This is a genomic window from Pectobacterium brasiliense (assembly GCF_016950255.1).
In the GTDB taxonomy this organism is placed as follows: domain Bacteria; phylum Pseudomonadota; class Gammaproteobacteria; order Enterobacterales; family Enterobacteriaceae; genus Pectobacterium; species Pectobacterium brasiliense.
This window is the reverse complement of the sequence record NZ_JACGFN010000001.1, coordinates 310,196-324,232: the sequence shown is the minus strand read 5'-3', so window position 1 is coordinate 324,232 and position 14,037 is coordinate 310,196. Positions and strand designations below refer to the sequence as shown.

8 protein-coding genes are annotated in these 14,037 nt (G+C 51.7%); 4 read left to right on the top strand and 4 right to left on the bottom strand.

Translation table 11 applies throughout. From position 1 onward, the window contains the following. Positions 1-203 precede the first annotated feature (203 nt). The 4 genes from pncB to H4F65_RS01455 all read left to right on the top strand — a co-directional run bounded on the left by pncB (position 204) and on the right by H4F65_RS01455 (position 5,919). Positions 204-1,409, top strand: a complete 1,206-nt coding sequence (gene pncB, locus H4F65_RS01470; protein WP_010277021.1) for a nicotinate phosphoribosyltransferase — start codon at positions 204-206, stop codon at positions 1,407-1,409. 192 nt (positions 1,410-1,601) lie between these two features. Then, positions 1,602-3,002: an asparagine--tRNA ligase gene (gene asnS, locus H4F65_RS01465; protein WP_010277024.1), complete on the top strand. Its 1,401-nt coding sequence runs from the start codon at positions 1,602-1,604 to the stop codon at positions 3,000-3,002. Between the two features lie 295 nt (positions 3,003-3,297). Further along, positions 3,298-4,410 (top strand): porin, encoded by a 1,113-nt coding sequence (locus H4F65_RS01460; protein ID WP_010277027.1) that lies wholly within the window; start codon positions 3,298-3,300, stop codon positions 4,408-4,410. A 318-nt stretch (positions 4,411-4,728) separates the two neighbouring features. After that, positions 4,729-5,919 carry an amino acid aminotransferase gene (locus H4F65_RS01455; protein ID WP_010277029.1) on the top strand — a complete coding sequence of 397 codons (1,191 nt, stop codon included), beginning with the start codon at positions 4,729-4,731 and terminating at the stop codon, positions 5,917-5,919. Positions 5,920-5,990: 71 nt separating this feature from the next. Here H4F65_RS01455 and H4F65_RS01450 read toward each other — a convergent pair whose 3' ends face one another. The 4 genes from H4F65_RS01450 to mukB form a co-directional block, all read right to left on the bottom strand. Next, entirely contained in the window at positions 5,991-6,638 is a 648-nt protein-coding gene (locus H4F65_RS01450; protein ID WP_010277032.1) for an MBL fold metallo-hydrolase, read from the bottom strand. An 81-nt stretch (positions 6,639-6,719) separates the two neighbouring features. Then, a complete protein-coding gene (gene mepK, locus H4F65_RS01445) occupies positions 6,720-7,268 on the bottom strand; it encodes a peptidoglycan L,D-endopeptidase MepK (protein ID WP_010277035.1) in 549 nt (182 codons plus the stop codon). Positions 7,269-7,446: 178 nt separating this feature from the next. Next, positions 7,447-9,183: a L,D-transpeptidase gene (ldtD, locus tag H4F65_RS01440; RefSeq protein WP_010277037.1), complete on the bottom strand. Its 1,737-nt coding sequence runs from the start codon at positions 9,181-9,183 to the stop codon at positions 7,447-7,449. Positions 9,184-9,582: 399 nt separating this feature from the next. Further along, positions 9,583-14,022, bottom strand: a complete 4,440-nt coding sequence (gene mukB / locus H4F65_RS01435) for a chromosome partition protein MukB (RefSeq protein WP_010277040.1) — start codon at positions 14,020-14,022, stop codon at positions 9,583-9,585. Between the last annotated feature and the right edge of the window lie 15 nt (positions 14,023-14,037).

The window sequence follows — 14,037 nt, the reverse complement described above, 5'->3', positions numbered from 1 at the left end:
TAAACATCAAAGATCAAGTCTAAGCCTGTTATCTTAATGTTACCACGACAAAATAATGAGGATAATCATCGTACCGTGGTTCATTCCCGCACGTCTCGCTATGTTGTCGTAATGTAATAAACAGATAATCAAGGTATACTGATCGAACATTGCTGATTGTCCCAATGGTGGATAGGCATCTTACAAGGATGCTGTAACGCATTATGACTTTGCACACTTCCCCGATTCTGCACTCATTGCTGGATACCGATGCCTACAAGCTGCACATGCAACAGGCGGTGTATCATCACTATTATGATGTCGACGTTGCGGCTGAATTTCGCTGTCGCGGTGATGAGTTATTAGGCGTTTACGCTGATGAGATAGCCCATCAGGTCAATCTGATGCGTTTCTTGTCATTGAGTGACGATGAATTCACCTATCTTTCTTCTCTGCCGTTCTTTAAGTCAGATTATCTCCACTGGTTGCGGGACTTCCGTTTTAATCCGCAGCAGGTTTCGATCAAGAATCATGCGGGCAAACTGGATATCCGCATCACCGGGCCATGGCGTGAAGTGATTTTGTGGGAAGTTCCCTTGCTGGCCGTGATCAGTGAAGTCGTGCATCGCGATCGTTCACCTCACATCACGACTGAGCTGGCACTCACCCAACTGTCTGCCTCACTGGAGAGCTTTCGCCAGAACAGCGCGGATGTAGATCTCAGTCGGTTCAAGTTAATGGATTTCGGCACACGTCGGCGTTTCTCTCGTGATGTCCAGCAGACGATTGTTACGACGCTGCGAGCCGACTTCCCTTATCTCATCGGCACCAGCAATTACGATCTGGCACGCCGTTTGGATATCACGCCTGTCGGCACGCAGGCACATGAGTGGTTTCAGGCGCATCAGCAGATTAGTCCGACGCTGGCAAACAGCCAGCGCGCCGCGCTACAAATGTGGCTACGGGAATATCCCACACATTTAGGTATTGCGTTGACCGACTGCATCACGATGGATGCCTTCCTGCGTGATTTCGATTTGCCGTTTGCCGAAGCCTATCAGGGGTTGCGTCACGATTCCGGCGATCCGGTCGATTGGGGCGAAAAAGCCATTGCGCATTATCAGCGCCTGAACATCGATCCGATGAGCAAAACACTGGTCTTCTCCGATAATCTGAATCTGGATAAAGCGCTGTCGCTATATCGTCATTTCGGACAGCGCGTGAATCTGGTGTTTGGTATCGGTACGCGCCTGACGTGTGATATCCCCGGCGTAAAACCGCTAAACATCGTCATCAAGCTGGTGGAATGCAACGGCAAGCCGGTGGCAAAACTCTCCGATAGCCCAGGGAAAACCATCTGCCAGGATCAGAACTTCGTGTGTGAGTTACGCAAAGCGTTTGACTTACCCCGCGTGAAAAAGGCCAGTTAAGGCTTTCCCCTTTAGATGTTGACCAACTTTGCAGCAGACTCACCGGCATGAGCGAAAACTTCGCGCCATTCCGGTGATTTCTGCTTGTGTCCTGTTGCATCGCAAGTAACATAGCAAATGGCTCGGATTGGGCCATTTAGCGTTTTAACCACGATATTTTTCTTAAACACGATTAATTAAAGAGAGAATTTTATGAGCGTAGTGCCTGTAGTCGATGTACTGCAAGGCCGTGTCGCCGTTGACAGCGAAGTCACCGTGCGCGGCTGGGTACGTACCCGGAGAGATTCTAAAGCCGGTATCTCCTTTATCGCCGTTTATGACGGCTCCTGCTTTAATCCATTACAGGCTGTCGTTAATAATAATCTCTCCAATTATCAGGATGATGTACTGCGCCTGACTACCGGTTGCTCCGTTGAAATCACCGGTAACGTCGTCGCGTCTCCGGGTGAAGGACAGAGCTTCGAGCTGCAAGCCACCAACGTCAATGTTGTCGGCTGGGTTGACGATCCCGATACCTACCCGATGGCGGCAAAGCGTCACAGCATCGAATATCTGCGTGAAGTGGCGCATTTACGTCCACGCACCAATCTGATCGGTGCCGTTGCCCGCGTTCGCCATACGCTGGCGCAGGCAATTCACCGCTTCTTCCACGAGAACGGTTACTTCTGGGTATCTACCCCGCTGATTACCGCATCCGATACCGAAGGCGCGGGTGAAATGTTCCGCGTTTCTACTCTCGATCTGGAAAACCTGCCACGTACCGAACAAGGTAAAGTGGATTTCAGCGAAGATTTCTTCGGTAAAGAAGCGTTCCTGACCGTATCCGGCCAGCTGAATGGCGAAACCTACGCCTGTGCGCTGTCCAACGTCTATACCTTTGGCCCAACGTTCCGTGCGGAAAACTCTAACACCAGTCGCCATCTGGCTGAGTTTTGGATGATCGAACCGGAAGTCGCTTTCGCCTCTTTGGATGACGTCGCGGCGCTGGCCGAAAACCTGCTGAAATATGTTTTCCAGGCCGTCCTGAATGAGCGTGCCGATGATATGGCGTTCTTTGCTGAGCGCGTTGATAAAGAAGCCATCACTCGACTGGAAAAATTCGTCAGCTCCGATTTCGCACAGGTGGATTACACCGATGCCGTCGAGATACTGCTAAATTGCGGACAGCAGTTCGAGAACCCGGTTTACTGGGGCGTGGATCTCTCCTCTGAGCACGAGCGTTATCTGGCAGAGCAACACTTCAAAGCACCGGTTGTCGTTAAAAACTACCCGAAAGATATCAAGGCCTTCTATATGCGTATGAATGACGACGGTAAAACCGTTGCCGCAATGGATGTTTTGGCACCGGGAATCGGTGAAATCATCGGTGGCTCTCAGCGTGAAGAGCGTTTGGCTCAGTTGGATAGCCGTCTGGAAGAGATGGGACTGAATAAAGAAGACTACTGGTGGTATCGTGATTTACGTCGTTACGGCACCATTCCACATTCCGGTTTCGGTTTAGGTTTTGAACGATTGATTGCTTATGTTACCGGTGTACAAAATGTGCGCGATGTCATTCCTTTCCCACGCACACCACGGAACGCCAGTTTCTAAATAAAAATTTAATATAAGTAAAACAAATATGTAGAAAAGAAGAGTCGGGTTTCCCGGCTCTTTTTTTTTAATTTTTGTTATGCCTCACAAAGTTCCCTGAATTTTACATTTAGACACACATTATTTCTATTTGTTACTCGATTACGAAGTTTGTAGCATCTTTAGGGTGGATTAACTGGCGAGTGAATGGAAAACTGCGTTCAGACACAGGAAGACACCAAACTTTCAGGAATAGTTCCGTAAAGAATTATTTATGGCAGTGGCAGGTGTCTAAATAACACCAATGAGGGTAATAATGATGAAACGCAACATTCTTGCAGTAGTAATCCCAGCTCTGTTAGTCGCAGGCGCAGCAAACGCCGCTGAAGTTTATAACAAAGATGGCAACAAGCTGGATCTGACTGGTAAAATCACTGGTCTGCACTACTTCTCTGATAACAACGGTAATGATGGCGACAAAACCTATGCTCGTCTGGGCTTCAAAGGTGAAACTCAGATCGCTGATCAACTGACTGGTTTTGGCCGTTTTGAATATCAGTTCCAAGGTAACAGAGCTGAAAGCTCTGGTTCTTCCAACGCTGATAAAACTCGTTATGCTTTTGCTGGTTTGAAATTTGCTGATGCTGGTTCTTTCGACTACGGTCGTAACCTGGGTATTGCATATGACGGTATCGCTTATACCGACGTACTGCCAGAGTTTGGTGGCGATCAATCCAACTCCGATAACTTCCTGACCGGTCGTTCTACTGGCGTTGCAACTTACCGTAACAGCAACTTCTTCGGTCTGGTTGACGGCTGGAACTTCGCTGTTCAATACCAAGGTAAAAACAACAGCGACAGCACTAACAGCCGTGGCAACATTAACGAGCAAAATGGTGACGGCTGGGGTATCTCCTCTTCTTATGACTCAGATATCGGTCTGGGTGTTGTAGCATCTTATGCTGCAGTTAACCGTACTGATAACCAAAACAACAATGCGACCACTGGTCGTGGTAAGAAAGCTGAAGCGTGGGCAACTGGTCTGAAATATGATGCCAATGCAGTCTATTTAGCGGCTACCTACGGTGAATATCGTAACCTTTCTTATATTGGTCAAACTTCAGGCCCTGCAGGCGTTGCTCTGACTGATGGTTTTGCTGACAAAACCAAAATCTTTGAAGCTGTTGCACAATACAACTTCGATTTCGGCCTGACCCCATCTCTGGCATATGTTTCTGGCAAAGCTAAAGACGATGTAAACAATAAAAATGATTACATCACTAAATATGTCAGCGTTGGTGCTACTTATGCATTCAACAAAAACATGTCTACCTATGTTGACTACCAAATCAACCTGATTAAAGACACCAACGTATACGGCATCAACGATGACGATACTGTTGCTGTTGGCCTGACTTACCAGTTCTAAGTTGCCTCAGCATAACGTAACGAGTTACTCGTTCGTATTGCAGGAAAAGACAGGGCTTCGGCTCTGTCTTTTTTATTGCACGCTAAGTAGCCCTCCTTCTCAACCGTCGTCAGTAATACTGAAAAACACTCCCTCACATTTTTTGTTTCTGCTTTACGCCACGCTGCGCCAATTATTCTCGCCTAACCAGTCTTTTATTTCGTCTCTCTCCTTCTCCCTGTTATTTCCCTTTCTTTTTGACATCAACGGTTGGCAAAGCCTTTTACTGACGGTACTCTGAGAATTCTTATTTCATCTCAGTTATGGAACATTCTGGCAATGTTTGAAAATATCTCTGCCGCACCGGCCGATCCTATTCTCGGGCTGACCGATCTTTTCCGCGCCGATGACCGCGCGAATAAAATCAATCTGGGTATTGGTGTCTATAAAGATGAAACCGGTAAAACTCCGGTTCTGACCAGCGTAAAAAAAGCAGAACACTATCTGCTGGAAAATGAAACCACCAAAAACTATCTGGGCATTGACGGTCTGCCAGCATTCGGTCAGTGCACGCAAGAGCTGTTGTTTGGCAAGCAAAATGCCATCATTGCCGACAAACGTGCCCGTACAGCGCAAACGCCGGGCGGAACCGGTGCATTGCGTGTAGCCGCTGATTTCATTGCAAATCAAACGTCTGCGAAACGTATTTGGATCAGCAACCCAACCTGGCCAAATCACAACAACGTTTTCTCTGCTGTCGGTTTGGAAGTGTGCCAGTATGACTACTACGATGCTGCAAACCATGCGCTGGATTTTGATGGCCTGCTGAACAGCCTGAACGCCGCACAAGCGGGTGACGTAGTGCTGTTCCACGGCTGTTGCCATAACCCAACGGGTATCGATCCTACCGCTGAGCAGTGGGCTAAGCTGGCCGAACTGTCAGTAGCCAAAGGCTGGCTGCCGCTGTTTGACTTCGCCTATCAGGGCTTCGCCCGTGGGCTCGAAGAAGATGCGGAAGGCCTGCGTCTCTTCGCTGCAAAACACGATGAACTGATCGTATGCAGCTCATACTCTAAAAACTTCGGTTTGTACAATGAGCGCGTCGGTGCCTGCACGCTGGTTGCCGCTGATGCCGCAACGGCAGACACAGCATTCAGCCAGGTGAAAGCGGCTATTCGCGCAAACTACTCCAACCCACCGTCACACGGCGCGACCGTTGTTGCGACCATTTTGGGCAACGACGCACTGAAAGCCATTTGGGAGCAGGAATTGACGGCGATGCGTGAACGCATTCAGCGTATGCGTCAGCTGTTCGTGAATACTTTGCAGGAAAAAGGCGCGCAGCAGGATTTCTCCTTCATCATCGACCAGAATGGGATGTTCTCATTCAGCGGCTTGACCAAGGAGCAGGTTCTGCGTCTGCGTGACGAATTCGGTGTTTACGCGGTGAATTCCGGCCGTATCAACGTTGCAGGAATGACGCCAGAAAATATGGCTCCGCTCTGCGAAGCGATTGTTGCCGTACTCTGATTCTTCCGCGATCAAAAAAGCCGACATAGAATGTCGGCTTTTTTATTTCTGCGTTTCAAGTCTATAAAACACTACCAAATCGCGGCATCTTCACGCAGGAAAGGGTTGGTCTTGCGTTCATGCCCTAAGGTCGACATCGGGCCGTGTCCCGGAATAAACGTCACATCGTCACCCAGCGGCAGCAACTTATTTTTGATAGACGCAATCAACGCCTGATGATCTCCCTGTGGGAAATCAGTGCGCCCTACGCCGCCGTTGAAAATCACATCGCCCACCTGCGCCAGACGCGATTCCGCATCAAAGAAAACAATGTGGCCCGGAGTATGGCCTGGGCAATGGAAAACCGCTAGCGTCGTCTCACCCACGTTGACCTCATCGCCTTCCTGTAGCCAACGTGATGGCGTCAGCGGCGCACATTCTTCCAGACCAAACATCCGGCTCTGTGCCGGTAACCCTTCCAGCCAGAAAGCATCTTCAATCTGCGGGCCAATAATTGCGACCTGATAGTGCTCGGCCAACTCGGCAGCCGCCCCAACATGATCCAGATGACCGTGCGTTAATAAAACCTGCTTAACTGAAATCCCTGCATCCGCGACAGCACGTTTGATTTTTTCTGCATCACCACCGGGATCGACAATCGCCGCTTCATTGGTTTTTTCGCACCATAACAACGTGCAGTTCTGGCTAAATGCCGTCACCGGGACAATTTGATATTTCATATCACTCCATGTTGAATAAACTGAGCGGCTCGCGATGTCTCAGCGAGCCGAATCAAAAAAGTGTCGTGCTGCGGTAGCCGATTACCAGGTGCGGACGGGGCCGGTATCGATGTGGACGAAATCGCTGCGTGGGTAGTAGCCAACGCCGCCAGCACGCATTTTCATCGCCGCTTTACGAATGTTAGCGAGTTGAACGCCTTCAATATGAAAATCCATCGCCTGCCCTTTCGTGTGGTAGCTCTGCTTTGCCACACCTCTGCTATGCGCACGTAATTCATTATTCGTATCTATCGCGCGATAACCAGAAATCAGCTGTACGGGCTTGTTGGTACCCAACATCACCTGTAAGCGATAGAGCTGATCGAAGAGTTGGGGATCAATCGTTTTGACTTTATTGGCGCGATAATCGCGGAAAAAGTGATTCAGGCGGGAAAGTTCTGACTTGTTATACCGTTTGCCATCAAAGAATTCCGTTTTCAGCCGCTCTCCGGTATTCAGATTGTTCAGCGTCAAAATTCGTGGTCGGGGTGTAGATAACGTCGCAAATGCCTGACCGGGAAGCAGTGCGATACCCAACGCTGCACCACCCAGTGCAAGCCACTTACGGCGATGATTGTCAATGTGATCCATAGAACAAGTACCCTGGCTAAAGAACGGTATAAAAGGAGGCACAAAACGTGCCGCCTTGAACCTTAACTGCCAGAGAAAAGTGAGTCAACCCGCTTTGCTTACAGGTTTGCGGGAGATCGCATCGATCCCCCGCAAAACGATAAAATACCGATACCGCTAATGCTCGTGTTTTCAATACTTACTGAAGCAACAGCCCTGCTCTGGACAGCACTTTCGTCCCGGCACGAGCGGTGTCATCATAATTGTAAATATCTGTTCGGAACTGCGGTCTACCATCTTCTGCCACCCACGCGGTCAGGTAATAGAGATTGACCGGAATCCGATGTTTCATCGACACGAAGGTGGTATTTCCCTGATCCAGCGTGGAAGAAATACGACTATTATTCCATCCCGCATCCTGCAATAGCATGCTAGCCAGTTCCGATGCCTTATTAACCCGCACGCAGCCGGAACTTAGCGCCCGGATATCGCGCTGGAACAGATTATGATTAGGCGTGTCGTGCAGATAAATCGCTTCTGAATTCGGCATATTGAATTTATAGCGTCCTAGCGAGTTATTCGCACCTGGAGCCTGACGCAGTCGGTAGGGGAAGCGCTCTGCTGAAACCATCGGCCAATCGATCATGGAAGGATCGATCGCTTCAGCATCCTGACTCCAGCCGGACAACACCGTGTAGCCATGACGCTGTAGATAACCGGGGTCGCGTACGACTTTAGGAATGATGTCCTGCCGAGTCAGCGTCGTAGGAACATTCCACGGCGGATTGACCACCACGTTATACAGCGAGCTGCTCATCAATGGCGTTTTGCGTTTAGGCTGCCCAACAATGACGCGTGATGATAAGCGTTCAGCACCATCCTGATAATAGATTAGTGAATAATTGGGGATGTTCACCATGATACCGGTGTGAACGTTATCCGGTAGCAGGCGCAGACGCTGGATATTCAGCGCCAGCAGCGTTGCGCGCATTTGCGGGGACACATTGAGCCAATCGCGCGTACGCTTACCAATAACGCCATCATCCTCCAGCCCTTGCCAGTGCTGGAAGCGTTTAACCGCGTCAACCAGTTCACCAGTATAACGATCGTCGATAGCACCACCCTCAACCAACGGAGCCTGCCCTGTCGATACTGTCGTCGCGGCGGTATTTTCGTTAAACAGCGTAATGCTCTCCGTTGAAGACAGCATGCCAGTACGTTGCAGAATTTCACGCAGCACCGCCAGTTCCCGACTCTGCTGTTCCGGGCGCAGAGACTCCGCCAGATTCAGGCTCGGCCACGGGCGATTGTCCGTCAGCATCGTCTTCAGCGCTTCATGCATTTTGGCGTATTGCGAATGCTGTGGTGCCAGCGAAACGACATAAGCCGCGCTGGTGCCGGATTTCACGGCCTGTTGCCATTGTGAAACGACATTGAGCGTCGGCGATTGCAGACGGTAAGGTACGCTGCTGTACAACCAGTCATTACCGCTACGTTCTACACCCGAAACGAACTGCAAATAGCCCAGCATCGCATCCGAGAGCACGGCATCGCGCGCAAATCCGGTCAATTGTGGATCGGTCAGCCAGGTTACCCACGTAGTGAACTGTGGTTGTACGCCAGCTATCGCCAATTCGGCCAGCTGTTGTTGAAACTGTTGAACCGCACGGTTATCTGCCCACATAGGTTGCATCTGATGTTGGGCATAAAGCGATGATAAATCAGAGAGATAATGTAACGTCATACCGTGCGGCAGCGCAGCCAGAAGCCCTGCACGGCTATTTTCTACAGACACCACGCCCGAGCTTTGCGATAAGCCGGATACCACCGTTGGAGATGCTGCCAGCACCGAAAACGAAGGAGACAGGCTTCCGACCCAAATACAACCCACGCGTAACAGCAGCCTGACCATTTTTCGTTTATGTAACAACAACATCCATTTATCCCCTGTACTCATTAATCACTCTGCTTTCACGACAATCCACGTTGGATATGGAAATAACAAACCGAATTCGCTCGTATACGGTCATACTCACGTAAGCTCATTTTTTCGTTTCCATTGTAGAAAACGAGAAAGAATGAAATAGGACATTTTTATATCGCGTCCGTTATTACGGTACGCCACCTTGCAACATAAAACCGCAAATCCTTCTACGGCCTGCCATCGTTTTATCGTCAGTATATAAAGAGAAAAATATTTTTGCTTCTTCTTCTGGTTATTATCTTACGTATTTGATGAAGCTATTCGCATTCAACATTTCCTTTACGAAAAAAATAAAGCCGCTTAAAAAAGCGGCTTTATGATTATAGAAGAAAATAACAGCAAGGTTTATCGCTACGAGGCTTGCTCTTGCGTCTCTGGCGCTTCCGTTCCGAAACCGCGCAGCCCGACCACATGGACGTGCTCGTTGTTCTGGTAGACTTTACGCACCAGCTTATAGGTGGTTCCCTTCTCGGGGCTGATATTTTCCGGTGCCGCGATGACCAACTGCATTTCCAGACGATCGCAGAGCTCGAACAATGTCGCGATCGACTTGGCATCCAGACGCGCCGCTTCATCAAGGAAGAGCAGACGGCATGGAATAATATCTTTGCCACGCAGGCGCTTAGACTCTTCTTCCCAGCTCTGCACTACCATGACCAGAATCGACATCCCGGTACCGATGGCTTCCCCGGTCGACAGCGCCCCACTTTCCGCCCGTAGCCAACCATCAGCGCCACGGTTAACTTCAACTTCCATTTCAAGGTAGTTTCGGTAATCCAGCAGCTCTTCACCGATGGTTTGCGGCGTGCGCTGTCCCATATCAATTTCAGGATTCAGGCGCTGATACAGTTTTGCCAACGCTTCCGAGAAGGTCAGACGGTTGCTGTTAAACAGATCCTGATGCATTTCCTGCTGTTCGGACAGCACGTTGAGCAACGTAGTATGCGTTTCGCGCACGTTGACGTTTAGGCGAACGCTCTTCACCTGACCAAATGCGACCGCTTGCAGCCCCTGGTTCAGCATCCGAATGCGGTTCTGCTCACGCTGGATCGTTTTACGAATGATGTTTGCCACGCTGCGTGAACTGATGGCCAGCATCTGCTCACGCGCCGTCAGCTCTTCAGTCAGACGGTTAAGCTCGATCTCCATCTGCTCAATCGCTTCTACCGGATCATCGGTGCGGATAATATCCTGACGGATACGTTCGCGCAGGTGCTGGTAAACGGCGATATAGAACTGGATCTTGCGCTCCGGCCGCTTCGGATCTTCCGAAAGCCGCAGCACATCGCGCAGATGTTCGTTGTCCGCAACCGCCAGACGCAGCGCACCCAGCGCCTTATCCGACATGGAACGCAGTTCATCGCCTTCCATATAGGCGAGTTCACGACGGTGCAGGCGACGCTCGACGCCATTGTCTTTCACCAAACGCATGACTGCACACCAGCCCGCTTTCGCCGTAACAACCTGCTCACGCATCTGATGGTAATCGCGTTCCAGCTTGCGTAGTTTCTTCTGCAAGCTGTCCATTTCCGCTTCACAGAACGTAATCTGTTTTTCCAACTGATTACGCCGCGAGCGGTTGGTGCTTAATGCAGCATGTAGCTCATCACGACGCTGACGAGCGCGCGCTTCGGCATCAGCATCCGCACGTACACCAATATCCTGAAGCTCTTGCGTCAGTTCCTTCAGCATGTCCTGCTTGGCATCGTAAGAGCTTTTCAGCGATGCCTGAACCTGACTGTACTGCGTCAGCTGTGCCTGATGTTGACGTAGCTGTTCACGCGCTTTTGTCCGTTCCGCTTCAGCCTGTTCCAAACGATGGCGCAGCTTGTCATTCAAGCCAGCATTCTCACCCAGCATTCCAGCTGAGTCGGCATAGCTGAAGTGCGCGCGACGCTGCACAACTTCGGTCAACGCAAACGCCTGCTGTTTTGCCTGCCGCTGTGCGTTCTGCGCCTGCGTATAATCTTCCTGCAACTGCTCATGCTGCTGCGGGTCGCTTTGCAGGACAGAAACCAACGGCTCCAGCTTAGCCAGCGTTGCACCATGCTGTTGAATAAAACGGGCAGACTCTTCGGTTTCATCCAGCTCTGCGCGAATCTCTTCCACGCGATCCTGCAATGTCTCATCGCAAAGCAGGCTAATGCGCGGAATCAGTTTATTCAGCTGTGCGCTGGCTTCTTTCGCCTGATCGTACTGCTGCCGCTGCTGCTGGTTTTCGCCATCAAAGCTCGCCATCGCACGATCCAGTTCGCCGCGACGGGAACTGAGCGTACGAATTTCCGCTTCGGGATCTTCATCAAAAACGACAGCCAGATGCGTACCGATAAAGCGGCTGAACGACTGGTGCAGACGCTGCGTTTTCTGCACGTCGAATGACAGCGTCGCGTACTGTTCCGCCAGCGCTTCGCGCTCATCACGCAGGCTTTCCAGACGCATTTCTCGCGCGGCGCGGCCAAACAATGGCACTTCCGGGAAGCGCGAATAACGCCACTGGCGCTCCGCGACTTTCACCACGACGGCACGTTCCAGCTCTTCAACGGCAAACACGCTGTCATCAAACGACTGCGGATCCCCCTCGATCAGATACAGGTCTTCCGGGCAGTCTTCCAGACCAGCAAGCTGATCGCGCACTAGCGAAAGATCGGACACCACGATGGCATGGCGGGAGGGACCATAAAGCGCCGAGAAGTACGGCGCATCATCCAACGTCACGTCATCATAAATCTCAGACAGCAGTACGCCGCCAAAACGTTCCGCCAGCGCGTTCAGGCGCGGGTCTTCCGAACCTCCGGGCTGACTCAGTCGCTCAATCTGCGTTTCGATCTGCCGTTTACGGGCCGCGATGTCGTCACGTTCAACCGTGGTTTCACGCTCGCGCTCCAGCAACTGCTGCATGAATTCCGTCACCTGACGGCTATCTTCAAACGTTTCGCCGCTCTGCTCGCTCAGCTGCGTCAGCATTTCTTGTGCAGCCAGCCAGACTGGCGCACGCGCCGTCAGCTTCTGAATGCGCTGTTGAGTCTGCTCCAGCTCCTGACGTAGCGCCATGCGACGCTCACCCGCTTCTGCCACCAGCGATGACAGCGTTTCGATGCGGGCATCAAGTTCTTGCTGGAGTGATTCCAGCTCTTCCGGTTGATAATCCTGGCCGTTGCGTTTGTTGAAATCCTGTAATAATCGCTCGGCATCCTGCTGTTCGCGCAGGCGCTGTTCCAACTCAGACAGACGCATCCGCAGCGGCTGTACCCGCTCCGCCTGATAGCGTTGTGAAGAGCTATCGCGCAACAGGTCGCGTGCAACCTGCCAGGCTTCGTTGCGATTCACCGCACCGGCAATCTTGCTCACCAGTTGGTAGGCTTGTTCAAACTGGCCGTGCGCCGCATCGGCCACGCTCAGTTTCTGCTCCAGCATCAGCAGGATTTCTGTCGCTTCCTGCTCTTTCGCCTGATAGCTGTCCAGCCACTCATCCGCGTTGTCTGCCGTTAAATCTGGTAACTGGCACAGCGAGCGGGCGCGTTCCAGCGCCTGCTGAGCCTGCTGATACTGAATGGCGCGCGTCTGCTGCACGTCCAGTGCCTGCTGATAATCGGCAAGCTGGCTTTTCAGCTCATCCACTTCCAACTCGGCAGCATCGGCGCGTTCTTCGTTTTCCGCCTGCTGCTCCCGCGCTTCTTCCACCACCTCATTCTGTTCTTCGAGGCGATAGCTCAATTCTTCCAGGTCGGCGTTATAGCGCTCGATCTTTTCCTGCTGACGCATCGCTGTCTGCACCAGATTCAGGTGGTCGCTGGCTGCCTGATAATCCGTTTCCAGATCGCCTTCGGCACCGCTCTGCTCCGCCAGCTCCCGCGCCATTTCTACATGACGATATTGCTCACTCGACAGTTGCTTACGGCTGGAGAACAGGTCACGACGCAGTTCCAGCGCCCCATCCAGATGAATACGACGCTCATTGGCGTGCCGCATGTAGTCGGCGGCAACATAGGAGGTCGCTTCAGAGATCAAGTGCTTAAACAGATCGCGATCGGACTGGGTAACGCGAATCGCCTCCAGCGTCATGCGGTTTTCACGCAGCGCGGCTTCCATATCCTGAAACGCTTTCCGCACGCCGCTGTTCTCCGGCAGCAGATAGTCACGCAGCGAGCGAGTAATCGCGCTGGAAATACCGCCGTACAGCGAAGCTTCGATCAGACGATAGAACTTACTGCGATCGGAAGCAGAACGCAGGCGACGCGGCACCACGCCCAAATCAAACATCAGCGAGTGATAGTCGGTGATGGAGTTAAACTGCTTGAACTGAACGCCTTCCATCTCCTCGACGCGATCTTTCAGCTCCTGCAATGAGAGCACACGCGCCTGACGATCGCCGACCACCTGCGTCAGAATTTGCGTCGGCTGTATCGCCGTCGGTAACCCCTGAATGGTGAAAGGCTTGATGTCGACTTTACGGTCGCGCCCTGCCACCTGCTGGAGACGGACCCCAACCAGCACGCGCTGATGGCGCGAGTTAACGACATCCAGCGTGGAGTAGCAGACGCCGGCGCGCAATTTACCGTGCAGACCTTTATCGCGCGAGCCGCTGGTGGCACCAGCTTCGGTGGTGTTCCTGAAGTGCAACAGCGTCAGGTCAGGGATCAGCGCCGTAATAAAGGCGGCCATCGTAGTGGATTTCCCGGCACCGTTACCGCCGGATAGCGTGGTAACCAGTTCATCCAGATCGAAGGTGCGGGCGAAAAAGCCGTTCCAGTTGACCAGCGTTAGTGAGCGAAATTTACCGCGTTCAATCATTCCTGTTCATCCTCA